The following is a 24546-nucleotide window of genomic DNA, read 5'->3' as shown; positions in this document are numbered from 1 at the left end:
CGGCGTTTGCTCACCGTCCTTTGTGTACCAATCGTGGCGACCGGGTTGGCCGCCGCACCGGCGGAAGCGGCCACCGCGGTGACCGTCAAGCCGGATCCCACCTACCGGCAGCAGTCGTTCGACGGCTGGGGCGCCAGCCTGGCGTGGATGGCCGAGGCGACCGGCGGCTACCCCGACGCCGTCCGGAACAAGCTGGCGGACCTGGTCTTCGGGCCCGACGGGCTGAACCTGAACATCGCCCGGTTCAACATCGGCGGCGGCAACGCCCTCGACGTCCCGGCGTACCTGCGGCCGGGCGCCGCGGTCCCGGGCTGGTGGAAGGCGCCGGCCGGCACCACCCGCGCCGACAAGGACTGGTGGACGCCTGGCAACCCGGCCGAGTTCGACCCCAAGGCCGACCCGAACCAGCGCTGGTGGCTGGACAAGATCAAGAACCGCGTCACGAAGTGGGAGGCGTTCAGCAACTCGCCGCCGTACTTCCAGACGACGTCGGGGTACGTCTCGGGTGGCTTGAACGCCACCGACGAACAGCTGCGCGCGGACAAGATCGGCGACTTCACCGCGTACCTGACGCAGGCCGTGCGCACCCTCGAACGTGCGCACGGCATCAAGTTCTCGTCGGTGAACCCGATGAACGAGCCCAACACGAACTACTGGAAGACCACCCTCGGCGCCGACGGTAACCCGACCGGCGGACGGCAGGAAGGCGCGCACATCGGGCCGTCGGTCCAGGCGCAGCTGATCCCGGCGATGGCCGACGCGCTGAAGGCGGCCGGCTCGCGGGCGATCGTCTCCGCGCCCGACGAGACCAACCCGGACATCTTCGCCGCGGACTGGGCCGGCTGGTCGCCTGACGCCCGCGCGGCGGCGGGCCGGCTGAACGTGCACACCTACGGCACCGGCAACCGGCCGGTCCCGCGTGACCTGGCCAAGGGCGCGGCCAAGCCGTTGTGGATGAGCGAGGTCGGCGGCAGCTGGCTGGACCGCCAGGACTTCACGGACATGGACCCCGGCCTCGGGATGGCCAAGCAGATCACCGACGACCTGCGCCTGCTCGAGCCGAGTGCGTGGGTGAGCTGGCAGCCGATCGAGGACTACAACAACATGAAGCCCGGTGGCGAGTCCGCGGCCGGGATGAACTGGGGCGAGATCCAGGTCCCGTTCGACTGCCCGAAGAACGCCACCCTGGCGACCTGCCAGATCAAGACGAACACGAAGTTCAACACGATGCGCAACTTCACCCACTACATCAAGCCGGGTGACCGGCTGGTCGGGGTGGACGACACCGCGTCGACGGCCGCGATGCGCGGCGAGGACCTGACGACGGTCGTGCACACCAACCCGGGCACCGACGCGCAGGACGTCACGCTGGACCTGTCCGGCTTCCGCAACGTCCGGCCCGGCGCCTCGGTGACGCCGGTCGTCACCGACGTCAACGGCGCGCTGCAGCGCGGCAAGCCGGTGAAGGTGACGGCTTCGCACGCCACGCTGCGGGTGCCGGCGCGTTCGGTGACCAGCTTCCTCGTCGACGGCGTCTCGTCGACGGCGGCCGGCACGGGCCTCGGCTCCGGCAAGCCGTTCACCTTCACCGGTGTGCAGAGCGGCAAGTCCCTCTCCGCGGAGAACGGCTCGCTGGTGCAGCGCACGACGGACGCTTCGGCGCCCGCGCAGCGCTGGACGCTCACCGACCGCACGGGCCGCTACGGCAACCGCGACCGGTTCACCATCACCAACGCGGGCACGGGTCAGGTGCTCGGCACCGCCGGCGGCGCGGTGACACTGGCCGCGGCGGGAACGTGCGACCCGGCGGCGGAGTGGACGCTGTCCACCACCGGCGACGGCACCTGGACGTTCGTCAACGCGGCGAGCGGCCAGCTCCTCGACGTCACCAGCGAGTCCCGTGAGGACGGTGCGCGGATCGGCCTCTACAAGCCGACCAACGGGCCGAACCAGCGCTGGCAGGCCGTCGCCCGCTGACCCTGCACGTTCGTGAAGGCCACCTTGAGGAACTTGTAGTTCCTGAAGGTGGCCTTCACGGCTTCCGGGGGTCAGGCGGGTTTCAGCGGGTCGTGGCGGCTACCCGGCGCGGCCGACGTCAAACCGGGCACCCGCGGCCGGTAGAATTCGGCCGGACCCGTTGAAACGCCAGCGGTGGTCTCTGTTGACGCTGCTGGCGAGCTATCCCCGTGCTCGCCGCTTGACGCATGGGAGGGGTGGGCCTTGCCGACCACTGGCGACGGCATGGCGGAGCGGGTCGACGAGCTGAACGCCGTCCTGGCGGATCTCGTCGGGGTCCTCGAATCGATGTCCGACACGCCCGGTCTGCTCGACGCGGTCTGCGGCGAAGCGGTCCGCGTGGTCCCGGACGCGGACCTGGCCAGCATCATGGTCGTCCGCGACGGGGTGACGCAGACCGCGGCCTTCACCGACGAGCGCGCCCGGCGCATCGACGACGTCCAGTACGCGGCGGGCGACGGTCCCGGCCTGCTCGCGGCGCTCACCGGCGAGGTCGTGCGGGTCGCGGTCGGCGAACCGGGCGGTCAGTGGCCCGACTTCGTCGCCGCGGCGAAGGGGCTCGGCGTGGGCAGCTACCTGGCGGTCCCGCTGCGCGTGGACGACACCCTGGTCGGCGCGATCACGCTGTTCGGGTTCGAGACCCACGGCTACCACGAGTTCGACACGAAGGTGCTGCGCCTGTTCACCCTCTGCGTGGAGACGGTCCTGCGGCTGACCCGCCGCTACCGCGAGGCCCGCCGGCTCGCCGACGAGCTCCGCAACGCGATGGAGACGCGCGCGGTGATCGAGCAGGCGAAGGGCATGCTGATGCTGATCCACCGGGTGAACGAGGACACGGCGATGCAGCGGCTGATCGTCGAGTCCCAGCACACGAACATCAAGCTCCGCGACGTGGCGGCCCGCTTCACGAAGCGGATGAGCTCCGCCGACGGCGGGCCGCGGTCCTAGCGCCGACCACCTGTGTAAAGCCGTGAATGGCACATTGAGGGACTCTATGTCTCTCGATGTGCCATTCACGGCTTTGGTGTACGTCACCGCGTCGGCCGCCGCCCCTGACGGCGCGTCAGCCTCGCTGGTGGTGGTGCAGCAGGCGGGTGAGCAGACCGGTCAAGACCTGCCGGTCCTCGGCCGTGAGCGGGCCGAGGAGTTCGTCCTGCGCCTGCTCGAGTGCCTGGTCCAGCCGCCGCAGCTGCCGGTCGCCCGCCTTGGTGAGGCGGACGATGTTGCGCCTGCGGTCGTCCGGATCCGGTGTCCGCTCGACGAACGCCCGCTCGGCCAGCTCGTTGATCGCCGCGACGACGTCGCTGCGGTCCATGCTGCACCGGCGACCGAGGCCGGCTTGGCTGGCCGGTCCGAACTCGGCGAGGGCGGAGAGGATGCGGAAGTGGTACCCGCGCGCGTCCGCCGCGGCGAAACCCGCCGAGGCCAGCCGGTGGGCGTGCACGGCCAGCTGGGTGAGCAGCCAGCTCGGCTTCGCGGTCATGCGGGCGGGGGCTTCGTCCACGCGGGCAGCCTACATCGTTGGCGCCGCCAACCGGTGTCAGGCGAGCTCGGAGGAGACGACCGACGGCAGCGCGCGCAGCCGGTCGAGCAGCGGCTCGATCTCGTCGCCGGCCAGCAGGACGGCGCAGACCATGCTGCTTTCGCGGACGCCGTCCCGGATGTCGACGGAAAGCTCGTGCACGAGACGGCCGTCCTGAGCCAGCGCGCCGACGAGACCGGGGACCTGCTCGACACCGCCGACGAAGTAGGTGGCTATCCGGCGCCGCAGCAGCAGCGCGGAACGGGGAGCGGGAACGGCGAAGGAAGTGGTGCTGGACATGGCTGATCTCCACGGTTTCGGTACGGGAGGGAGTCGGGGCCAGGTCCGCCTGAAAGGGCCGCGAATCCGCGGTCGCCGACACAGCGCGCCGGCGACCTGGTTCAGCCGGCGCGCCGGGTTACGAGTCGCGAGGACGACATCAGGCGCTGCACGGCGACAGGCTAACACGCCGCCGGCCGGTCAGCTCGCCCGGATGATCGCCAGGCCGAGCGGGGTGATCTCGTGGATCTGTGACTTGCCCGACCGGGCGCTGGTGATCAGCCCGCTCGCCCGCAGGACCGACGCGTGCTGGCTCGCCGTCGCCGGGGAGATGCCCGTCAGCTCGGCCAGCTCGCTCGTGTTGCAGCGCGTGATCGCCGTGGTCATGAGCACTCTGGCCCGCGTCTGGCCGAGCAGCGCCGCCAGTGACGGGCCCGGCTCCGCGTCTTTGTCGAAGCGTGCGTGGCTGATCGAATAGACCAGCGCCGGGGGCAGGCCCGGGTCCTTGTACGTCGTCGGCATGCCGTGCGCGAAGAACGCCGGGATCAGCCGGAGCCCGCGGCCGTTGAGGTGCAGTTCCTGCTCGATCGGGAAGCGCACCCGCAGCACCGGCGGGGTCCACGTGATGTCCGGGTGCAGCGTCGAGAGCAGCAGCTGGGGGCCGCCGCGGTCGAGGTTCGTCTGCAGCCGGCGGCGGTCGCGGGCGACCGCGTGGCGCATCGCCGCCCAGTCGGGAGCCACGCACTGGCGGTAGTAGTCGTGCAGGGCCGTGCCGAGCCGGCGCAGTTCGCGGGACTCGCCGTCGGCGAGGCGGCGCAGCCACGGCGGGACGCGGGTGCCCTGCGCCGTGAGCTCGGCGACGTCGGCGGCCAGCGTCGGCTCCGGGGTTTCGAGCACCGCCGAGACCCCTTCGCCGATCGTGCGGGCCCCGGCCGGGGTGAGGAAGTCGGGGCAGTAGCCGTACGGCGGGACGGCCGACATGAGCAGCCGGCCCGACTCCGGGACCGCGGAGCGTGATCCCCGGCGCCACCGGCCGAAAAGCGGCTCGCCTTCCGGCCGCCGGATCCGGTAGCTGCTCATCAGCAGCTCCCACATCGGGTCGGCGTCCTCGGCGATGGACACCTTCGCCAGGTCGGCTTCCGTGAAGTGCACGTTCAACATCACCCCGAGCGTAGCCCGGGCCGTCCGGGCACCCCGACGCGCCGGTGCCGGAAATTCACGGACCCGGCCGGGAATTCCGTGCGATTCGCGCGTCTTCTTCACCCTCCGCAAGGGTAAAAAGCCGTGCCGTGGCAGTTCACCCTGCGTAGCTGGTGCGTACGGGGGAAACGGCCGGTGTTCCTTGACAACACTGCGGTCCCCGGGGTTACGTCGTCGGCTGAATTCCGCGGAAAAAGAACCAGAAATCGTTCTCGGGCCACCGGTACGAATCGAGCCACGCCACCGATGAAAGAAGCCGAACCCCCCTCCCGTCGTTCCACCGCGTCCTGGAATCCGGGCAGCTGGCGGTTGCGCACCAAGATCTCCGTGGTGCTGTTGCTGCCCGTCCTGGTCGCATTGCTGCTGGCAGGCGGACGCGTGCAGGCCGAGCTCGCCCAGGCGGGCGGGCTGAGCGCCGTGCGCGATCAAATGCCGGTCGTGCAAGGGATTTCCGAACTCGCCGGGCTCGTCGACGACGAGATGATCCACGACGGCGGAGCCGCCCAGACCGCCGCGGTCGACGCGAAAGCCGCTTCGGTCCGCCACGACGCCGCATTTTCGCGGCTCAACCTCCAGCTGTCGCGGACATTGGAAGATCAGCTGGGTAAATTGGCCGGCCTGCGGCAGCAGACCGGTTCCCAAGCGGGGAAAACCGCCGTGTACCACGACTTCACCGTGTCGCTCAGCGAACTGATCGCCGGGGTCGTCCGGCAGGCCGGGAATACCGATCTCGACGCCGCGGCCGCCGTTGCCGAAGCATTGGTACAACTGCGGACCGGTCTCGCCGGCCAGGAAGCGCTCGCCGGGAATCCGGTGGACGCGCTGGCGGCCGCCGTCGCCGAAGAAACCGTGCTGACCGGCCAGATCCGCCGGGCGCTGCCCGCCGGCGCGGCGGCGGCCCGGTTCGCCGCGGCGACCAGCTCCGGCGCCGGCGGACCCGCGGCGAAGCGCGCCGTGCTCGGCACCATCCTGGCCGAGCAGGTGAAGACGCTTTCGGACGCGGTCGGCGTGCAGACCAACCTCGCCCGGTCCGACGCGCTGCGCGACGCCGCGCTGGTGCTCGCTTCCCTGCTCGGCGCCCTCGCCATCGCTCTCGCCGTGGCCCGGTCGGTGGTCGCCCCGATCCGGCGGCTGCACACGGCCGCGCTCGACACCGCCCGCCGGCGGCTGCCCGCCACGATCGAGCGCATCCGGGACGGCGACGACGTCGACTGGCGGGCGACCGCACCGCTCCCGGTCGACTCCGAGGAGGAGATCGGGCAGCTCGCGCGCGCCTTCGACGACATGCACCGGCAGGCGGTGCGCCTGGCCGTCGGCGAGCAGGCCGAGATGCGGATCCAGGTCAGCGAGATGTTCATGACGCTGTCGCGGCGCAGCCAGTCGCTGGTGGAACTGCAGCTGTCGGTGATCGAGGACCTCGAAGCCGACGAGCAGGACCCGCAGCGGCTGGCCGAGCTGTTCCAGATCGACCACATCGCCACCCGGCTGCGGCGCAACGGCGAGAACCTGCAGGTCCTCGCGGGCGGGCGGCCGGTCCGCCGCGACGTCGGGCCGGTCGCGACGGTCGAGCTGCTGCGGGCCGCGACGTCGGAGGTCAAGGACTACCAGCGCGTCACGCTCGGCAACGCGCCGCGCGGGTCGGTGCAGTCCGAGGCCGCGGCCGACGTCGTGCACATCCTCGCCGAGCTGCTGGAGAACGCCATCCGCTCGTCCCCGCCGGACGAGCAGGTCGTGCTCACCGCCGACCGCGGCTTCGACGGCGGCCTGCTGATCGAGGTCGTCGACGTCGGGCTCGGCATGAGCCGCGAAGACCTCGAAGCGGCGAACGCCCGGCTGGCGGCCGGGGCGGCGGTGAGCCCGGAAACCACCCGCCGGATGGGCCTGTTCGTGGTCAGCAGGCTGGCCGCCTCGCACGGGATCACCGTCCGGCTGCGGCCCACGACCACGCGGACCGCCAGCGCCGGCATCACCGCCAGCGTGCACGTCCCCGGTGTGCTGATCCTGGTCGACCTGCCGGCGCGGCCCGGGCTGCCCGCGCTCGCCCCGGCGGTCAACGGCGCCGCCCGGCACGAGCTCGAACCGCGGTGGCCCGTCGAAGAACCCGGTCCCGTGCCGTCCGCCGGCACGGAGCACACGCCGATGCCGACGCCGATCTTCGACCAGATGCTGTCGCACTGGTTCGCGGAAGCCCCCGCGAAACCGGCGGCGCCCGGGGGCTGGACGTCCCCGGCCGACCAGGTCCGGCTGGCCGCGGAGGCCGCGGTCGGCACCCTGGACGACGTCGAGTTCACCGACTCGGGCCTGCCGACCCGGCAGCCGGGTGCGCAGCTCGCGCCGGGCTCGGTGGCCCCGCGGCAGCCGAAGCCGGCGGACACGTCCTTCCGCGATCCCGCCGCGGTGCGGAACAACCTTTCCCGGCACTACAGCGGCATGCGCGCGGCCCGGCACCGGGTCGCGGCCGATCCGAAGACGGAGCAGTGATGAGCACCCGGCAGGAAGGAACGGAAGTGGTCGACCAGTCCCGGAACTGGCTGGTGTCGGCGTTCACGCAGGAGGTGCCCGGCGTCGCGCACGCCGCGCTCGTCTCGGCGGACGGGCTGCTCGTGGCGGCGAACGAAACCCTGCCGCGCGACCGGGCCGACCAGCTTTCGGCGATCGCGTCCGGCCTCGCGAGCCTCGCGCTCGGCACGGCGGACCTGTTCACCGCGGGCCGGGTCGTGCAGTCGGTGATCGAGATGGAGCAGGGCTTCCTCATGCTGATGAACGTCGGCGACGGCTCGAACCTGGTGGTGCTGGCCAACCCTGGCTGCGACATCGGGCTGGTGGGTTACGAGATGACGTTGCTCGTCGACCGGGTCGGGAAGATGGTCGAGACCCCGGCCCGGCCCGCGGCCACGCCGGGGGCGGCCCGGTGACGGAAGGCCGGCGGCGCGAAGGCGGGCGGCACGCGGCGTCGCTGGCCCGCCCGTACGCGTGGACCGCCGGCCGTACCCGGCCGACGGTCGACCTGGCGGTGGAAGCCCTCGTGGAGACGACGGTGGAGGGCCGCACCGCGCCCTACAGCCCGACCAACCCCCTGGCCGTGGTCACCCAGCTGTGCCTGCACCAGCGGTCGGTGGCCGAGGTGGCGGCCCACCTGGGCGTGCCGCTGGGCGTGGCCAGGGTGCTCATCGGCGACCTGCTCTTCGCCGGCCAGGTGTCGATCCGCGACACGCTCACCGCGGATGCCTCCTGGGACGAACGGAACGACCTGCTCGAAAGGGTCCTCAGTGGACTACGTGCGCTCTGACAGTCACTCCAAAAGCCGCATCACCTCGGCGAAGATCGTCGTGGCCGGCGGGTTCGGGGCAGGCAAGACGACCTTCGTCGGCGCCGTCTCGGAGATCAACCCCCTGCGGACCGAAGCCCTGATGACGACGGCGGCCGTCGGCGTGGACCGGACCGAAGCGGTGCCGGGGAAGTCCTCCACCACGGTCGCGATGGACTTCGGCAGGCTCACCCTCGCCGACGACCTGGTGCTCTACGTGTTCGGCACGCCCGGCCAGCACCGGTTCTGGTTCATGTGGGACGACCTGGTCTGCGGCGCGGTGGCGGCGATCGTCCTGGTCGACACGCGCCGCCTGGCGGACTGCTTCGCGCCGATCGACTTCTTCGAGTCGCGGGGCCTGCCGTTCCTCGTGGCCATCAACCAGTTCCAGGACACCCACCAGCACGCGCCCGACCAGGTGCGCGAAGCCCTCAAGATCCCGGCGGCGGTGCAGATCATCAGCTGCGACGCGCGGTCGCCGGAGTCGACGAAGCGGACCCTCATCGCCGCGGCCGAGCACGCGCTCGCCGAACTGCACGCGCCCCATCAACGGAAAGCCTGACAGGAGCCCGTAAATGCCCATGGACCACGAAGACTTCGCGATGGGCAACTGGCTCGTCGTACTCGCTTATCTCACCTCGGTGGTGGGCTGCGCCCTCGGGCTCGCCTGCACGCTGCAGGCGCGCTCCACCGACAGCCCGCGGGCCCGGCTGACCTGGCTCGTGCTGGCGGCCGTGTCCATCGGCGGCGTCGGCATCTGGGTCATGCACTTCATCGCGATGCTCGGCTTTTCGACGCCGGGCATGCCGGTGCGGTACGACATCCTGCGCACGACGCTGTCGGCGATCCTGTCGGTGGTGGCGGTGTTCTGCGGGCTGCTGGTGTTCGGCGTCCGCAACCGGTTCGCCTGGAAGCGGCTGCTGCTCGGCGGGCTGCTCACCGGGCTCGCGGTGAACGTCATGCACTACACCGGGATGTGGGCGGTGCAGGTCAAGGGCACGATCGGGTACGACCCGACGCTGGTGGCGCTGTCGGTGGTCATCGCCGTCGTCGCGGCGACGGCGGCGCTGTGGTTCACGGTCGGGCTGGACAAGCTCCTACCGCGGCTGGCGGCGGGCCTGGTGATGGGCGCGGCGGTGACCGGCATGCACTACACGGGCATGGCGGCGGTGCGCCTGCACCTGGACCCGGCGGCGGCGGACCCGTCCGGCACGGAGGTGTTCTCGTTCCTGTTCCCGGTGTTCGTGCTGGCGGCACTGGCGATGGCGGTGCCGATCTGCGCGGTCCTGATGGCCACGTCCAGTTCGGAGGCACCCCGGCACACGACGCTCGTCCCCTAGTCCTTTGCGGACACGGGGAACCGGCCGGCGCTGAAGTGCACCAGGATCGCCGTCGCGGTCGCGCAGACGACGTCGCCGGCTTTCAGTGTCCCGGCGGCGTGGAGCTTGCGGCCGTCCCGGCGCACGAGCCGTCCTTCCGCGGTGAGCGGCACGGCGTACGGCGTCCCCTGGTGGTAGTCGACCGTCAGGGACGCCGTCATCCCGGGAAAGCCGGCCGCCGCGGTCGCGCGGCCCAGGACGTGGTCCAGCACGGCCGCCACCCAGCCACCGTGCACGCGGCCGGGCGGTCCTTCGTGCGCGGCGCCGAGGAGGACTTCGGCGCACACCGAGTCCGGCCCGACGTTCACCCACGACAACGGCGGGGCCAGCGGGTTCCCGGGCCCTTCGAGCGGGTTGTTGATGCTCAGGTGCCCCCCGCCCTCGAGGGCGGCGAGCAGCAGGGGCTTCGCGCCGCCGGCCGCGCGCAGGGCGGCGGTGACGGCCTCGACCCGGTGTGCGGCGGCGGCGAGGTCGGCCTCGTCGTCGCGCACGCACACGGAAGCCTCGATCAGCTCACGGATCCGGGAGCCGAGCAGCGCCCGCCCCGGCGGCACGCCGTCGACGACGGGAAACGGATTTTCGGGCATCGCGCTCCCTGCCGGGCTGGAACTAGAACACGTTCCACTCTAGCAGGCGTCACCAGGTCGGACGGGCGCTGACACCGCCGTCGACGACCAGGTCGTGGCCCGTGATCCAGGACGCCAGCGGGGAGGCCAGGAAGACGCACGCGTTGCCGACGTCGGCGGGCGTGCCCAGCCGGCCCAGGGGTGCCGCGCGGTGCCAGCGCTCGACGCCGTCCGGCCACTCCCGCTCCAGGCCCGCGCGGGAGATCAGGCCGGGGGACACCGTGTTGACGCGGATGCCGCGCGGCCCGTACTCCAGCGCCGCGCCGCGGGCGTGCGTCACCAAGGCCGCCTTGGCCGCGCTGTAGTGGACGTGGCCCGGTGCGGGCTGCCGGGCCTCGATCGACGCGATGTGCGTGACGCTCCCGCCGTCGCGCAGGAGCCGGGTCGCGGCCTGGGTGCAGGAAAACGCGCTGGTCAGGGTCGCGTCCAGCATCGCCCGCCAGCGCTGGGCCGTCAGGTCCGCGAGAGCCTCGACCGGCTGGACGCCGGCGTTGTTCACCAGCGCGTCGAGCCGGCCGCCCCAGTCCGCGACGGCGTCGAGCAGGGTGTGGCAGGCCTCGTCGTCGGTCAGTTCGGCGGCGAACGCGCGGGCCCGTCCGCCCGCGGCTTCGATCGCCGCCACGACGTCGTCCGCGGCGCCGGGACGGCGGTGGTGCACGGCCACGGCGCTGCCCGCTTCGGCGAACCGGAGCGCGATCCCGCGGCCGACGGTGCCGGAAGCGCCGGTGACGCAGGTGATCGTGCCGGACAGGTCGGGCAGGCCGGGTGCTGAGGTCACCGGCCGATCGTAGATCCGCGTCCCCGATCCATCGTAGGTTGTGGGGCATGGCCGAAACCCGGAAGTTCGCCCAGCTGCTGCAGACGCAGATCCGCCACGAGTTCACCGCCGCCCAGCAGTACATCGCGCTGGCCGTCTGGTTCGACGCCCGCGACCTGCCGCGGCTGGCCAAGCGCTTCTACCGGCAGGCGATCGAGGCGCGCAACCACGCGCTCGCGATGGTGCGCTACCTGCTCGACCGCGACCAGCCGGTGGCCATCCCGGGTACCGGCGACGTCCGGAACGACTTTTCGAGCGCGCACGAAGCGATCGAGCTGGCCGTGGCGCAGGAACGGGCGGTCACCGCCGACATCGAGGCGATGGCGAAGGCCGCGCGCGCCGAGGAGGACTATCTCGGCGAGCAGTTCGTGCACTGGTTCCTCAAGGAGCAGGTCGAGGAGGTGGCGCAGATGTCCACGCTGCTCACCGTGGTCGAACGCGCGGGCGGCAACCTGTTCGAGGTCGAGAGCCACCTGTTCCGCGAGTCGGCCACGGCGGTCGACGAGGCCCCGGACATGCCGCCGGTCGCGGGCGGCAAGCTCTGAGCAGCTCCCGTTTCACCTGTTCGCGCGGAATCGTCGCGAAATCGGGTGGTTCCAGCAGGACAGGGCCTCGAAGGGGTTTCGGTCGTGCAACCATTTGCCGTCGGTTGCCCGGTCTGGGCCGCAGGGTCTAGCGCGTACCACCGTTCGGCGTAATGGTGGAGCCCTCGCCGGCGACGGGGCCGGCGGAAGGGGCAGCGATGGCGGAGCGGTTCGACTTCACCCTCGACCCGGTCGAAGCGGACGTCCTCGGCCAAGCCCTCGGCGTGCCCGCGCGGATCTTCCCGTTCCGGTTCCGGCCGGCGCCCGGGGATCCCCGGCGGCTGGCCGCGCTGGCGGACGACGTCGAGGCGGGGCTCGCCGGGCGCCGGTTGTCCGTGCGGGGCCGGCTCAACCGCGGCCTGCGCACGGCGTTCGCCCTGTTCGGTGCGCACCGGGCGCTGGTCGCCATCACCGGGATCGACGGGCTCGGCGAAACCATCGCGGTCGCCGGGCTGACCGACGGCGCCCAGGCCCTCGGCATCACCCAGCTCGCGGCGGACGACCGGCTGGAGTTTTCGCTCTTCGCCGACGAGGAGTTCGTCGACGTGCTGACCGGGGTGCTGCCCGCGGTGGACGGCGCGGCCGGCCGGCCCGTCTCCGTCGAGCGGTCCGCCGACGCCGAGATGTCGGCGATGCGGCGCCGTCGCCTGGCCGAAGCCGAGCACGACCACGAGGAAACCCGCGCCTTCGACACCCTCGACGTGGGACCGCGGCTCGGTCCCGGTGGCCACGAACCGGAGGAGCCCGGCGAACTCGCCGAGGTGCTGGCGGGTGCCCGGTTCGGCGGCGGGCAGATCGTGGTGACCGGCCGCGACCGCACCGGGCGCCGGGTGGCCGCCCCCACGCTGGGCTGGGTGGACACGGCGGCGGGCCGGTACCTGGTGCACGCGGCCGCCGGGCCGAACGGTGCCGTGTCGGCACGCTACGAGCCCGCCGGCCGCGAGGTCGTGGCCGGCGCGATCGGACGGGCGGTGTCCCATGTCTACTGACGGTGGTTTCGCGGTCGGTCCCCAGGCCGGGGCCCAGCTCGCCGCGGCGCTCGACGCCGTCGCCGAGACCCTGGACGCGGAAGCGGGCCGGTGGGCGGTGCTCGGCGGGCCGCCACCGCTCGGGGCGACCCCGGCCGGCCGGTTCGTCGCGGCGCGGATGGCCGCGACCGCGACGGACGACCGCGGCCTGCTCACCCGGCTCGAGCGGGCCCGGACCGCGTTCCCCCAGTACGTCGAGGCGATCGAGACGGCGGCGAAGGACTACGCCGGCCGGGAAGCCGCGACGCGCGACACGATCGGCCGCCTCCACCCCGGGGCCTGAGCGTCGAGGAGCACACGTGTCGAGAGAACCGCGGGAGCCGGACACCTGGTACGCCGGGTTCCAGCGCACCCTCCGGCAGGTCCCGGAAACCGCTTCGGCGGGCGGCGACCTGGAACTGCGGCCGTCCGCCGGGGTGCCGGCGACGGTGTGGGAGAACGTCTCCCACGAACAGATGACGACCGAGATCTCGACGGACGCGAACCCGGCCGTGGTCACCGAGTCGGCGCAGGAGTGGCTCCGCATCGGCGACGAGCTCCTGCTGCACGAGCGGGCGCTGGCCCGCGCGGTCGACGACAGCCACGGTGACTGGCAGGGGGCGGGCGGCGACGCCGTCCGCCGCCACCTGACGGCGGTCGGGCGCTGGCTCGGCACCACCGGGCGCGGCGCGTTGCTCGCCGGGCGGCAGCAGCAGCTCCACGCGCAGGCGCTGGAGGAGGCGCGCAGGCGCATGGCGGCCAACCCGCCGGTCGAGTTCTCGGCGGACGCGGCGAACGCGCGGCTGCAGGGCATCACCGACCCGGCCGAGTACGCCCGGCAGCTGGGCGAGGACACGCGGGCCCGCCAAGCCCAGGAAGCCGCGCACGCCGAGGCGGTGCGGATCATGACGGAGTACGACCGGACGCTGGCTCAGGCGGTGGCGACGCCGTTCTTCGCCGCGCCGCCGGAACTGCCCGGGGTTCCGGTCCCGAGTGGACAGACGGGGGAGCCGGGCCGGCCGGATTCCTTGGCGGCCGCGGTTGTTCCCAGCCAGGCGCCGCCCGGTTCACGGTCGGATGCGCCGGTGGCGAGCGGGGTGCTCCGGCCGGATTCGGCGGATTCCGCGGACTCGGCGGGCGGGGGTGGTGCCGGTGGGGTGCCGCCTGCCCGCTCGCCGGAGCAGGTGGTGGCGGCGGCCGGGCTGCCGCCGGTCCCGCAGCCGGGTTCGCCGGTGACGGGTGGGGTTCCGGCGTTCCGGGCGCCGGATTCGGAGGCTGCAGGCGGGGTGCCGCCGGGTTCGCCGGTGGTGGGTGGGGCTCGGTCGTTTTCGCGGTCGGATTCGCCCGTGGCGGGCGGGGTGCCGCCGCTGCCGCCGGCGGATCCCCGGGCCGTGGGCGGGGTTCAGCCCTTCCCGCGACCGGATTCGAAGGTGCCGGACGGGACCCGGCCGATGGCCGGTGGAGTTCCGCCGGTGCCGCAATCGGATTCGCCGGTGGCGGGCGGGGCTCGGTCGTTTTCGCGGTCGGATGCGCCGGTGGCCGGTGGGGTTCCGCCCTTCCCGCAGCCGGATTCGAAGGTGCCGGAGGGGACCCGGCCGGTGGCGGGTGGGGTGCCGCCGTTGCCGCCGCCGGACTCGACGGCCGTGAGCGGGGCGCGCTGGGTGCCGCCGTTCCCGTCGGCGGATCCGGTCGGCGTGGGCGGGGTTCCGCCGGATCCGGCCGCGCCGGGCGGGACCGCCGGACCCGGGCCGGTGCCTCCGGGTGGCGCGGGGTTCGGTGGGGGTGTCCGCGGTGGCCGGCGCCGCGACGACGTCGTGCGGTCCGGTGGCCCACGAGTCCCCGAGCTGCCCGAGGCGGCCCCGGGCGAGATCATCCCCGGCGGGCCGCGCCGCGACGATGTCCGGCCGCCTGGTGCCGCCGGGGTACCGGAGCGGTCCGGGGCAGCCCGGGACAGCAGCCCTGCCAGTGCCCCTGACGTACCGCGGCCCCCCGCCGGTCAGCCGGGCGCGCCGGGCACGCCAGGGGCGCTGGGCGGCGTCCCCCGGGCGGGCGGCAAGCCGGCCGGGGACGAAGAACACCGCGTCGCGGACTACCTCGAAGCGGATCCGGAGCTCTTCGCCGCCGAGGAGCCGGTCGTCCCGCCCACCCTCGGTGACTGGAAGAAGAACAAGAACTGGAGGAAGAAGCCGTGACGGGATTCGGAGTCGCCGCGGACGAGCTCACCGTCCACGCCGGACACCTCGACGCGCTCGACGCGCGGATCGCCGCGGTGGCCGCCACGGCCGCCGCCTCGTCGATGCCGGGCAACGCCTACGGCCTGCTCTGCGCGTTCCTCCCGCCGATCGTGAACCCGGTGGAGGACAAGGGAAAGGACGCCCTGGCCGCCACCTCCGCGGCCGTGCGCACCACGGCGGCCAACGTGCGCACCGCGGCCGGGAACTACCAGCAGCGCGAGGATGCCTCCGCGCAGCCCTTCCACGACTACCTCGCCGGAGAGGAACGAAAATGACCGGACCCGGCGTGCGGGCGATGAGCGGGAGCCCCGACGAAGCGCGGGCGAGCCTCGACCAGTGGGCGGCCGGCCTCACCGCGAAGGCCGAGAAGTACGAATCGGTGGCCCGGCGGACCGGGGACCTGCGCCTGAGCGCGACCAGCGTGTCGGACTTCGTGCGGGTGACCGTCCGGGCCGACGGCAGCGTCACCGATCTCGAGTTCGGGCCCAAGGCGCGCACCGTCCCGATGCCCGAGCTGGCCGCGCTGATCCTCGGCACCATGCGCCAGGCGCAGGCCGGGATCGCCGGTCGGGTCGGCGAGGTGCTGGCCGCCGAACTCGGCGACGACGACCCCCAGACCCGCGAGCTGATGCTGGCCGACCTGCGCGGCCGGTTCCCCGGCCCCGGCGACGAACCGCCGGCACCCGAGAGCGACGACGAAGCCGCCGCCCCAGACGACGAGCCGTGGTGATCCGGACGTGACCAACCCCGCGGTCAGCGGCGCATCGCTGCTGGAGTCCGCCACCGACCTGAAGTCCGCCATCGACAGCGGCGACTGGGCCGCCGGCGCCCTCGCCGCCACCAGTGCCGGCCTCGACGCGCTCGGCGCGGTGATGGACCCCTTCGGCACGATCCTCGCCCAGGGGGTCGGCTGGCTGATGGAGCACGTGGGCCCGCTGAAGGAGGCTCTGGACGCGCTCGCCGGCGACCCGGGCCAGATCTCCGCGCACGCCGAGACGTGGCAGGCCGTCGGCGCGCAGCTGGCGGAGATCGGCACCGACCTGACGGCGATGGCCGCCGCCGACACGCCGAGCTGGACCGGCCCGGCGGCCGACGCCTGCCACGAGCGGATCGCGGACACCGCGAAGCTGCTCCTGGCCTCGCAGAACGCCGCCGAGGGGGCCGCGGGCGGGGTGCGGGCCGCCGGCGAACTGGTGGCGGCGGTCCGCGGGCTGGTCCGCGACATCATCGCCGAGCTGGTCGGCCGCCTGATCAGCTGGGCGCTGCAGGCCCTCGCCACCCTGGGCATCGGGCTGACCTGGGTGGTGCCGCAGGTGGTCCGCGCCGTCGCCTCGACCGGCACGAAGATCGCGAGCGTCACCACCCGGGTGATCGACGCGCTGGGTAAGCTGATCCCCCTGCTGAAGCGGGCGGGCGACGTCTTCGGCGACGCTTCCTCGGCCCTGCGGCACGTCGACGCCGGACGGGCCACGCCGGCGCACGCGGTCGGGGACCTGCCGACGAGGCCGGGCGCCGCGGCGAAGCTCCCCGGCGACGGCGGATCGGTCACACCATCCCACGCGGTCGGGGACCTGCCGGGCGGCGGCGTGACCACGCCGACGCGCGCGGGTGGGGATCTGCCGGGTGGCGGTGCGACCACGCCGACGCACGCGAGTGGGGACCTGCCGAACGGTGGTGCGACCGCTCCGGCCCACACCGGCCCCGACCTGCCCACGAGCCCCAGCGCCGCCGCACCGGCCAAACCGTCCACTGTGGACACTCCGGCCACCACGCCGTCGTCGGCGCCGGGAACGCGGCCGTTGAGCGACCGCGGCAACCCCGCCAAGCACGACGTCCCGGTCGCCGACCGCACCCTCTGCGCCGACCCGATCGACGTCGCCACCGGCTGGGTCGTCCTGACTCAGGTCGACGCCGAGTTCGCCGGCGCCCTGCCGCTCGTCGTGTCGCGGACCCACCTCTCGTCGTACCGGTACGGCCGCCTCTTCGGGCTGTCCTGGGCTTCGACGCTCGACCAGCGCCTCGAAGCCGGGCCCGGCGGGCTGCACCTCGCGCTGGCCGACGGCACGCTGCTGACCTTCCCGGTGCCGGCCGGCGACGCTCCCGTGGTCCCCGACAGCGGGCCACGGCTGCGGCTGTGGCGGGACGCTGACGGTTACGTCGTCGGCGATCCGGACACCGATCGGCTGCTGTTCTTCGAGGAAGACGGCCGGCTGCGCGCGCTCGGCGACGGGGACGGCAACCACGTCGTGCTCGGCTACGACGACGCCGGCCTGCCCGCCGAACTGCGGCACTCCGGCGGCTACCGCCTGCTCGTCGAGACCGGAAACGGCCTGGTGACCGCCCTTCGCCTGCCCGGCGCGGACACCCCGCTGGCCCGCTACGGCTACGACGCGCGGCGGCGGCTCACCGAGGTCGTCGACGATCGCGGCATCCCGACGGCGTTCACCTACGACGCCGACGGCCGGATCGTCCGCTGGGAGGACTGCGCGGGCCGGTGGTACCGCTACGGCTTCGACGCCGAAGGCCGCTGCGTCCGCACCGAGAGCGACGGCGGCCACCTGGACTGCACCCTGGACTACGAAAGCCGCGTCACCCGGCTCACGAACTCCCTCGGCGCGACCACGACCTACCGGCTCGACGAACGGCTGCGCGTGATCGCCGAAACCGGCCCGCTCGGCCATGCGTCCACAGTGGACCTCGACGGGTACGGCCGGGTGCTCGGCCGCACCGATCCGCTCGGCCGCACCACGACCTACGAACTCGACGACGCGGGCAACGTCGTGCGCGTGACCAGGCCGGACGGCGGCGTCGCGGTCTCCGAGTACGACGAGCGCGGCCGTCCGGTGCTGCGGATGGGGCCCGACGGGGCGGTCTGGCGGCGGGAGTACGACCCGCGCGGCAAGCTCGTGCGCACCATCGACCCGCTGGGCGCGGTCACGGCGTACGGGTACGACGAGGCAGGCGGCATCGCCGCCGTCACCGACGCGCTCGGCGGCGTCACCCGGTTCGAGAACAACGCGGCGGGACTGCCGGTCGCCGTCACCGACCCGCTCGGCGCCGTCACCCGCTACGCGTACGACGCCTTCGGCCGCGTCACCACCGTCGTCACCCCGCTCGGCGCCGTGACCAGGTTGCGCTGGGCGCCCGGCGGGGACCTGCGGGAGCGGGTCGGCCCGGACGGCGCGACCTGGCGCTGGTCCGACGCCGCTTCGGGGACCGCCGAGGAAGCCGTCGACGCGCGGGGCCTGGTCAGCCGGACCGAGTTCGGCCCGTTCGACCTGCCGGTCGCCGAGACGGGACCGGACGGGCACCGGCTCGAGTACGCCTACGACACCGAACTGCGGCTCGTGGCGGTGACCAACGAGCAAGGACTCGTGTGGCGCTACACCTACGACGCCGCCGGGAACGTGATCGAGGAGACCGATTTCAACGGCCGCACCACGCGCTACGGCTACGACGCCGCGGGGCAGCTCGTCCGGATCGACCGGGCCGACGGCGGGACCGTCCTGCTCGAACGCGACGTCCTCGGCCGGATCGTCACCCGCCGCGCGGGGCCCGAGGTGGCCGCCTTCGCCTACGACAGCGCGGACCGGATGATTTCCGCGCGCAACGACGTCGCCGAGGTCCGCTTCAGCCACGACCCGCTCGGCCGGGTGGTGGCGGAGTCCGTCAACGGCCGCGTGGTGCACTCGGAGTACGACGCGCTCGGCCGCCGGACCGTCCGGCGGACGAGCGCGGGCGCGCACGCCGTCTTCACCTACGACGCGGCGGGGCGGCCGGTCGCGCTGCGTACCGGCTCCCGGGAGCTGCGCTTCGGCTACGACCGGGACGGCCGGGAAGTGTCCCGTCGGCTCGGGCACGCGGAGCTGCGCCAGTGGTGGGACCCGCAGGACCGGCTGATCGGGCAGGCGGTCGTCGTCGGCGAGCGGACCACCCAGCGACGCGAGTACGCCTACCTGCCGGACGGGCACCTCGCCGCGGTCTCGGACGCGCTGTCCGGCCCGCGCACGCTGGCGGTCGACGCCGCGGGGCGGGTGTCCTCGGTGACCGGGCCCGCGTGGCGGGAGGTCTACGTCTACAACGCGTCCGGCGCCGTCACGGCCGGGCCGGACGCCGCGGCCGGGCCACGCCGGTACGAGGGCACGCTGCTGACCGCCGCCGGGGACACGGTCTACCGGCACGACGTCCTCGGCCGCACGGTCGAGCGGGAGCGGCACGGCCGGACCTGGCACTACCACTGGAACTCCGACGACCGGCTCACCACCGTCGGCACCCCGGACGGCGACCGGTGGGTGTACCACTACGACGCGCTCGGGCGCCGGATCGCGAAGCTGCGGTTCGACGGCGGCGGCCGGCTCGCCGAGCGGATCGGCTTCACCTGGGACGGCACCGACCTGGCCGAGGAAAGCCACGCCGGGCTGACCGTCGGGTGGGACCGGGAACCGGGTGCCGGGCGGCCGATCGCCCAGACCGAGCGGTGGGGGACCGGCGAGCGGTTCCACACGGTCGTCACCGACCTGGTCGGCACGCCGGCCGAGCTCGTCGACGAGGCGGGCGACGTCGCCTGGCACCCGCGCGCCACGCTGTGGGGCCGGGTCGCCGACGAGCCGGCGCGGGCCTGGACCCCGCTGCGGTTCCCCGGCCAGTACCACGACCGGGAAACCGGGCTGCACTACAACTTCCACCGCTACTACGACCCGGAAACCGGCCGCTACCTGAGCCACGACCCGCTCGGCCTCGGCCCGGCGCCGGACTCGCTGGCGTACGTGCCCAACCCGACCCGCCAGATCGACCCGCTCGGCCTCACCGGCGTCACGCCGTGCCAAGCGAGTGGAAGCGGCGGCGGCAAGCGGCCGCCGGGCAGCAATCCGGGGCTGCCGCCCGGTTCGCCGGGACCGCAGCCGCCGAAGCGGGCCAAGACCAGTTACGACGACGGCACCCACGGCGCGAAGGGCCGGGAGCAGAAGCGGCTGACGGACCTGTTCGACAACCGGCTGAAGGGGCCGGGCGGCCCGACGAAGGGAAAGGTCAGCGGCGACACCCACCAGTCGGAGCACCCGATCGGCTACGAGGTGCTCGGCCGCGGCAGCGACGCCAAGCGCGGGGCCGGGGAGCAGCAGAAACTGCTGGAGAACCACGCTCCGGCGTACCAGGAGGAACTGCGGTCGCACCGGGAGCACATCGGCACCGGCACCAGTTCCAAGACCGCGCCGTCCGGGTTCACCGCCCAGTCCTACCGCGATTCCCAGCGCAACGCCCTGGAAGCGGGCGACCCCAACACGGCGCTGCAGCTCAACCAGCTCGACTACGCCCACCAGCAGCACTTCCACACCACGACGGGCACGGTCGGGGGCGACATCGCGGACAACTCCTTCCACCACATGGTCGACAAGTCGGTGGGCAAGGGCGTCGCGTACGCGACGGGCAAGGGCGTCAACGAAACCACTCCGCCGTTGAGCACGCACGATGCGCGGGAACTGCACGCGGCGCGCGAAGCCGCGCGCACCGGGAAGTTCCCGGACCACCGGACGTACGAGGAAGAACTCGAGGACATCCATCGGCGCACGTACCGCGACCCGACGCCGAAGGACTGGGAGGCGCTGGACCGCGACTCCGGCGACGACTGATCGTCCGGCGAGCAGGTGGCCGCCCGGATGTCATGAACGACTCTTTCCTGACGTGGGACGAGGTGAACGAGTCGTTCATGACGCGCGGCCGGGATTGCGCTGCGTAGCCGACCGTTGTCATCGAGCGCCGTGCGGGTTTAAGCTGTCGGCAACAAACAAATGTTATCGCTAACAGCGATAGCGAAAGTTTCGAGAATTCGTCGAATTTCGGATCCGATGGCGAAAGTTTCGGTCGCCACCGGCGCACTTCTCCCTGTCCCCAGGAGGTCATGTGAATTCCCGGATCCGCTATCTGATGACCATCGCCGCGGTCCTGCTGACCGCGCTGCTGAACGTCCCCGCGGCGAACGCCGCCGCGCTCCCCGGCAGTTTCCGGTGGAGCTCCAGTGGCGTGCTGATCAGCCCGAAGTCCGATGCCAGTCACAACATCGCCGGCATCAAGGACCCGACGGTCGTCTACGCGAACGGCAAGTACCACGTGTTCGCCAGCACCGCGAACGCGGCGGGCTACAACCTCGTGTACCTCAATTTCTCCGATTGGTCGCAAGCCGCTTCGGCCCCGCAGTACTACCTGGACCGGACCGCGATCGGCTCGGGCTACCGGGCGGCGCCGCAGGTCTTCTACTTCGCGCCGCAGGGAAAGTGGTACCTCGTCTACCAGAACGGCAACGCCGCCTACTCCACGAACAGTGACATCTCCAATCCAGGAGGCTGGAGCGCGCCGAAGAACTTCTACGGCGCGATGCCGGACATCATCAAGCAGAACATCGGCAACGGCTACTGGGTCGACATGTGGGTCATCTGCGACTCGGCCAACTGCTACCTGTTCTCCTCCGACGACAACGGTCACCTGTACCGGTCGCAGACCACCGTGGCCAACTTCCCCAACGGTTTCGGCAACACGGTGATCGCGATGCGGGACTCCAACAAGAACAACCTGTTCGAGGCCAGCAACGTCTACAAGATCGCCGGCCAGAACCAGTACCTGCTGCTGGTGGAGGCGATCGGTTCCGACGGGCGCCGCTACTTCCGCTCCTGGACGTCGTCGAGCATCGCCGGCACCTGGAACCCGCTGGCCGCCAGTGAAAGCAACCCCTTCGCCCGGGCGACCAACGTGACCTTCCCCGCCGGTCAGTGGTCGAAGGACATCAGCCACGGCGAAATGATCCGCTCCGGCAACGACCAGACGCTGCCGATCAACCCGTGCCGCCTCCAGTACCTGTACCAGGGCAAGAACCCCAACGCGGGCGGCGACTACAACAGCCTGCCCTGGCGGCTCGGCCTGCTCACCCAGACGAACTCCACCTGCTGAGGAGGAGGACGACGATGAAGAGGTTCCTGGCCGCCGCGGCGGCCGCGGTCGTGGCGTTCGCCGGCCTGGCCGGTATCGCCCACGCGGAGTCGAACGGCGGCGTGCGGATCATGCCGCTGGGCGACTCGATCACCTACGGCACGGGCGTGCCCGGCGGGTACCGGATCGGCCTGTGGCAGCGCCTGGCCGCGGGCCGCTACACCAACGACTTCGTCGGCTCGCAGTTCAACGGCCCCAGCAGCCTGTGGGACCACGACCACGAAGGGCACCCCGGCTGGCGCATCGACCAGATCGACGCGAACGTCACCGGCTGGATGCGCACCTACAACCCGCGCTCGGTGCTGCTGCACATCGGCACCAACGACGTGCTGCAGAACTACAACGTCGCGGGCGCGCCGGGCCGGCTGTCCACGCTCGTCGACCACATCACCGCCGCCGCGCCCAACGCCGACGTCTTCGTCGCGCAGCTCATCCCGATCGGGTGGGCGAGCGGGGACGCCGCCGTGCGGACGTTCAACAACGCGCTGCCCGGGATCGTGCAGAGCAAGGTGAACGCGGGCAAGCACGTGCACCTGGTGAACATGCACAGCGCGGTGTCCGCCGCCGACCTCCCCGACGGCGTCCACCCGAACGCCGGCGGCTACGACAAGATGGCCGCCGTCTGGTACAACGCCCTGCGCTCGGTGCCGGGCAGCATCGGCAACCCGCGGCCCGCCGCGGCAGCGGAAACGCCGGCCGTGGAGACGCTCGCCGCGGCGACCCTGGGTTCGGCGGCCGCGGCCAAGGGCAAGACGTTCGCCGCCGCCGTCGCCAACGGCCACCTCGGCGAATCGGCGTACGCCACCACGCTCGACCGCGAGTTCACCGGTGTCACGCCGGAGAACGAGATGAAGTGGGACGCGACCGAGCCCTCGCGCGGCTCGTTCCGCTTCACCGGTGGTGACGCCATCGTGAGCCACGCGCAGAGCCACGGCCAGAAGGTCCGCGGCCACACGCTGGTGTGGCACAGCCAGCTGCCGGGGTGGGTGAGCGGCATCGGCTCCGGCTCGGACCTGCTCGCCGCGATGCGCAACCACATCAACGGCGTGGCCGGGCACTACCGCGGGAAGATCGTCTACTGGGACGTCGTCAACGAGGCGTTCAACGAGGACGGCACCCGGCGCGGGTCGGTGTTCCAGCAGCGCATCGGCAACAGCTACATCGAGGAGGCGTTCCGGGCGGCCCGCGCGGCCGACGGCTCCGCGAAGCTCTGCTACAACGACTACAACACCGACAACCAGAACGCCAAGAGCAACGGCGTCTACACCATGGTGCGCGATTTCAAGGCCCGTGGCGTGCCGATCGACTGCGTCGGCTTCCAGGCCCACCTGTCGGCCGGGCAGAACCTCTCGACGCTGCAGGCGAACCTTCAGCGGTTCGCCGCCCTCGGCGTCGACGTGAACATCACCGAGCTCGACGTCGGCGGGTCCGGCAGCGCGCAGGCCACCACCTACGGCCAGGTCGTGCGGGCCTGCCTGGCGGTTTCGCGCTGCACGAGCATCACCACGTGGGGCGTCACCGACAAGTACTCCTGGCGCAGCGGGAGCACCCCGCTGCTGTTCGACGGCAACTACGCCAAGAAGCCGGCCTACACCGCCGTGCTCCAGGCGTTCGGCGCGGCGTGAGGAGAACCGTGATGAAACGCATGCTCACCACCGTCCTGGCCCTGGTGGTCCTGGCCCTCGGCGTCGCTTCGCCCGCCCACGCGGCGGCGTTGACCAGGGTGACGAACTTCGGCAACAACCCGACGAACCTGAACATGTACGTCTACGTCCCCGACCGGGTCGCGGCCAAGCCGGCGCTGCTGGTGCTGGTGCACTACTGCGGCGGCTCGGCGAGCTCGGTCTTCGGCTGGAACGGCAAGGACTACGCCACCGCGGCCGACCGGTACGGCTACGTCATGGTGCTGCCGGAAGCGACCCGCAGCGAGAAGTGCTTCGACGTCTCGACGCCGAACGCGTTGCGGCGCAACGGCGGCGGCGACTCGACCGGGATCATGTCCATGGTCGCCTACGCCAAGTCCCGCTACAACGTCGATCCGGCGCGGGTCGTGGTCAGCGGGTTCTCCTCCGGGGCGATGATGACGAACGTGCTGGCCGCCGAGTACCCCGACGTGTTCGCGGCGGGTTCGGCCTTCTCCGGCGTGCCCGCCGGGTGTTTCGCCACCACGAACGGTTCGCTGTGGAACAGCACCTGCTCCGGCGGGAAGTCGATCAAGACCGCGCAGCAGTGGGGCGACACGGCACGGGCGATGTACCCGGGCTACACCGGCCGCTACCCGCGGATGCAGCTGTGGCACGGCACCACCGACACGACGTTGTCGTACCCGAACTTCGGTGAAGAGATCAAGCAGTGGACCAACCTGAACGGGTTGAGCCAGACACCGGCGTTCACCGATCACCCGCAGTCGTCGTGGACGCGGACCCGGTACGGCAACACCAGCACCCAGGCCACCGTCGAGGGCGTCAGCGTCGCCGGCGTCGGGCACCAGCTGCCGATGACCGGCCAGCTGGCGTACGCGATTTCGTTCCTCGGCCTCGACCACTGACCACCGAGGACTGACACGGCGGAAGCGGCGCACCCCCAGTGCGCCGCTT

22 protein-coding genes are annotated in these 24546 nt (G+C 72.4%); 17 read left to right on the top strand and 5 right to left on the bottom strand.

All coding sequences use genetic code 11. The features are described 5' to 3' along the window. Positions 1-33 precede the first annotated feature (33 nt). A complete protein-coding gene (locus A3CE_RS0114060; protein WP_020640728.1) occupies positions 34-1977 on the top strand; it encodes an RICIN domain-containing protein in 1944 nt (647 codons plus the stop codon). A gap of 264 nt (positions 1978-2241) precedes the next feature. Further along, complete coding sequence (locus A3CE_RS0114055; protein ID WP_020640727.1) at positions 2242-2964, top strand: ANTAR domain-containing response regulator; 723 nt, start codon at positions 2242-2244, stop codon at positions 2962-2964. 115 nt (positions 2965-3079) lie between these two features. Here A3CE_RS0114055 and A3CE_RS0114050 read toward each other — a convergent pair whose 3' ends face one another. The 3 genes from A3CE_RS0114050 to A3CE_RS0114040 all read right to left on the bottom strand — a co-directional run bounded on the left by A3CE_RS0114050 (position 3080) and on the right by A3CE_RS0114040 (position 4978). Beyond that, positions 3080-3520: a MarR family winged helix-turn-helix transcriptional regulator gene (locus tag A3CE_RS0114050; protein ID WP_020640726.1), complete on the bottom strand. Its 441-nt coding sequence runs from the start codon at positions 3518-3520 to the stop codon at positions 3080-3082. Positions 3521-3556: 36 nt separating this feature from the next. Beyond that, entirely contained in the window at positions 3557-3838 is a 282-nt protein-coding gene (locus A3CE_RS0114045) for a hypothetical protein (protein WP_020640725.1), read from the bottom strand. A gap of 180 nt (positions 3839-4018) precedes the next feature. Further along, on the bottom strand, positions 4019-4978 hold the full coding sequence (locus tag A3CE_RS0114040) for an ArsR/SmtB family transcription factor (protein WP_020640724.1): 960 nt from the start codon (positions 4976-4978) through the stop codon (positions 4019-4021). Between the two features lie 348 nt (positions 4979-5326). Between A3CE_RS0114040 and A3CE_RS0114035 the strand changes: the two genes are divergently transcribed. The 5 genes from A3CE_RS0114035 to A3CE_RS0114015 are packed head-to-tail and all read left to right on the top strand — an operon-like array spanning position 5327 to position 9664. Next, positions 5327-7498 carry a HAMP domain-containing sensor histidine kinase gene (locus tag A3CE_RS0114035; protein ID WP_020640723.1) on the top strand — a complete coding sequence of 724 codons (2172 nt, stop codon included), beginning with the start codon at positions 5327-5329 and terminating at the stop codon, positions 7496-7498. Beyond that, entirely contained in the window at positions 7498-7932 is a 435-nt protein-coding gene (locus A3CE_RS0114030) for a roadblock/LC7 domain-containing protein (protein ID WP_020640722.1), read from the top strand. The genes A3CE_RS0114035 and A3CE_RS0114030 overlap by 1 nt, the downstream gene beginning before the upstream one ends. Next, positions 7929-8306, top strand: a complete 378-nt coding sequence (locus tag A3CE_RS0114025) for a DUF742 domain-containing protein (RefSeq protein ID WP_020640721.1) — start codon at positions 7929-7931, stop codon at positions 8304-8306. Before A3CE_RS0114030 ends, A3CE_RS0114025 begins: the two co-directional genes overlap by 4 nt. Beyond that, the gene (locus A3CE_RS0114020) at positions 8287-8886 is read left to right on the top strand and encodes a GTP-binding protein (protein WP_020640720.1); all 600 of its coding nucleotides are present in this window, start codon (positions 8287-8289) and stop codon (positions 8884-8886) included. Before A3CE_RS0114025 ends, A3CE_RS0114020 begins: the two co-directional genes overlap by 20 nt. A 19-nt stretch (positions 8887-8905) precedes the next feature. Beyond that, positions 8906-9664 (top strand): MHYT domain-containing protein, encoded by a 759-nt coding sequence (locus tag A3CE_RS0114015; RefSeq protein WP_020640719.1) that lies wholly within the window; start codon positions 8906-8908, stop codon positions 9662-9664. Here the strand turns inward: A3CE_RS0114015 and A3CE_RS0114010 are convergent. Beyond that, the gene (locus tag A3CE_RS0114010) at positions 9661-10290 is read right to left on the bottom strand and encodes a PaaI family thioesterase (RefSeq protein ID WP_020640718.1); all 630 of its coding nucleotides are present in this window, start codon (positions 10288-10290) and stop codon (positions 9661-9663) included. The genes A3CE_RS0114015 and A3CE_RS0114010 overlap by 4 nt on opposite strands. Positions 10291-10339: 49 nt before the next feature. Continuing rightward, positions 10340-11107, bottom strand: a complete 768-nt coding sequence (locus A3CE_RS0114005; protein ID WP_020640717.1) for an SDR family NAD(P)-dependent oxidoreductase — start codon at positions 11105-11107, stop codon at positions 10340-10342. A 47-nt stretch (positions 11108-11154) separates the two neighbouring features. On the opposite strand from A3CE_RS0114005, the gene A3CE_RS0114000 reads away from it, so the two are divergent. The 10 genes from A3CE_RS0114000 (at position 11155) to A3CE_RS0113950 (ending at position 24497) form a co-directional block, all read left to right on the top strand. Then, positions 11155-11691 (top strand): ferritin, encoded by a 537-nt coding sequence (locus A3CE_RS0114000; protein ID WP_020640716.1) that lies wholly within the window; start codon positions 11155-11157, stop codon positions 11689-11691. A gap of 197 nt (positions 11692-11888) precedes the next feature. Continuing rightward, positions 11889-12719 (top strand): ESX secretion-associated protein EspG, encoded by an 831-nt coding sequence (locus A3CE_RS0113995; protein WP_020640715.1) that lies wholly within the window; start codon positions 11889-11891, stop codon positions 12717-12719. After that, positions 12709-13041, top strand: a complete 333-nt coding sequence (locus tag A3CE_RS51100; protein WP_020640714.1) for a hypothetical protein — start codon at positions 12709-12711, stop codon at positions 13039-13041. The genes A3CE_RS0113995 and A3CE_RS51100 overlap by 11 nt, the downstream gene beginning before the upstream one ends. Before the next feature lie 16 nt (positions 13042-13057). Next, positions 13058-14929: a PPE domain-containing protein gene (locus A3CE_RS0113985; RefSeq protein WP_026468464.1), complete on the top strand. Its 1872-nt coding sequence runs from the start codon at positions 13058-13060 to the stop codon at positions 14927-14929. After that, entirely contained in the window at positions 14926-15246 is a 321-nt protein-coding gene (locus A3CE_RS0113980; RefSeq protein WP_020640713.1) for a type VII secretion target, read from the top strand. Before A3CE_RS0113985 ends, A3CE_RS0113980 begins: the two co-directional genes overlap by 4 nt. Beyond that, positions 15243-15701 (top strand): YbaB/EbfC family nucleoid-associated protein, encoded by a 459-nt coding sequence (locus tag A3CE_RS0113975; protein WP_020640712.1) that lies wholly within the window; start codon positions 15243-15245, stop codon positions 15699-15701. The genes A3CE_RS0113980 and A3CE_RS0113975 overlap by 4 nt, the downstream gene beginning before the upstream one ends. A gap of 7 nt (positions 15702-15708) precedes the next feature. Further along, on the top strand, positions 15709-20598 hold the full coding sequence (locus A3CE_RS0113970) for an RHS repeat-associated core domain-containing protein (protein ID WP_020640711.1): 4890 nt from the start codon (positions 15709-15711) through the stop codon (positions 20596-20598). Between the two features lie 271 nt (positions 20599-20869). Beyond that, positions 20870-21910, top strand: coding sequence for a glycoside hydrolase family 62 protein (locus A3CE_RS0113965; protein ID WP_020640710.1), 1041 nt, complete (start codon positions 20870-20872; stop codon positions 21908-21910). Between the two features lie 14 nt (positions 21911-21924). Next, positions 21925-23574, top strand: a complete 1650-nt coding sequence (locus A3CE_RS58605; RefSeq protein ID WP_020640709.1) for an endo-1,4-beta-xylanase — start codon at positions 21925-21927, stop codon at positions 23572-23574. Between the two features lie 11 nt (positions 23575-23585). Continuing rightward, complete coding sequence (locus tag A3CE_RS0113950; protein WP_020640708.1) at positions 23586-24497, top strand: extracellular catalytic domain type 1 short-chain-length polyhydroxyalkanoate depolymerase; 912 nt, start codon at positions 23586-23588, stop codon at positions 24495-24497. Positions 24498-24546 lie beyond the last annotated feature (49 nt).

It is taken from the genome of Amycolatopsis balhimycina FH 1894, from assembly GCF_000384295.1.
Lineage (GTDB): Bacteria > Actinomycetota > Actinomycetes > Mycobacteriales > Pseudonocardiaceae > Amycolatopsis > Amycolatopsis balhimycina.
The sequence above is the reverse complement of the archived record's forward strand: the minus strand, read 5'-3'. Positions and strand labels throughout refer to the sequence as shown.

Coding starts and splice junctions, on each gene's coding strand:
- A3CE_RS0114015 (WP_020640719.1), top strand. CDS start 8,906: ATGGACCACGAAGACTTCGCGATGGGCAACTGGCTCGTCGTACTCGCT.
- A3CE_RS0113995 (WP_020640715.1), top strand. CDS start 11,889: ATGGCGGAGCGGTTCGACTTCACCCTCGACCCGGTCGAAGCGGACGTC.
- A3CE_RS58605 (WP_020640709.1), top strand. CDS start 21,925: ATGAAGAGGTTCCTGGCCGCCGCGGCGGCCGCGGTCGTGGCGTTCGCC.
- A3CE_RS0113975 (WP_020640712.1), top strand. CDS start 15,243: ATGACCGGACCCGGCGTGCGGGCGATGAGCGGGAGCCCCGACGAAGCG.
- A3CE_RS0114040 (WP_020640724.1), bottom strand. CDS start 4,978: ATGTTGAACGTGCACTTCACGGAAGCCGACCTGGCGAAGGTGTCCATC.
- A3CE_RS0114055 (WP_020640727.1), top strand. CDS start 2,242: ATGGCGGAGCGGGTCGACGAGCTGAACGCCGTCCTGGCGGATCTCGTC.
- A3CE_RS0114010 (WP_020640718.1), bottom strand. CDS start 10,290: ATGCCCGAAAATCCGTTTCCCGTCGTCGACGGCGTGCCGCCGGGGCGG.
- A3CE_RS0114045 (WP_020640725.1), bottom strand. CDS start 3,838: ATGTCCAGCACCACTTCCTTCGCCGTTCCCGCTCCCCGTTCCGCGCTG.
- A3CE_RS0114030 (WP_020640722.1), top strand. CDS start 7,498: ATGAGCACCCGGCAGGAAGGAACGGAAGTGGTCGACCAGTCCCGGAAC.
- A3CE_RS0113950 (WP_020640708.1), top strand. CDS start 23,586: ATGAAACGCATGCTCACCACCGTCCTGGCCCTGGTGGTCCTGGCCCTC.
- A3CE_RS0114000 (WP_020640716.1), top strand. CDS start 11,155: ATGGCCGAAACCCGGAAGTTCGCCCAGCTGCTGCAGACGCAGATCCGC.
- A3CE_RS51100 (WP_020640714.1), top strand. CDS start 12,709: ATGTCTACTGACGGTGGTTTCGCGGTCGGTCCCCAGGCCGGGGCCCAG.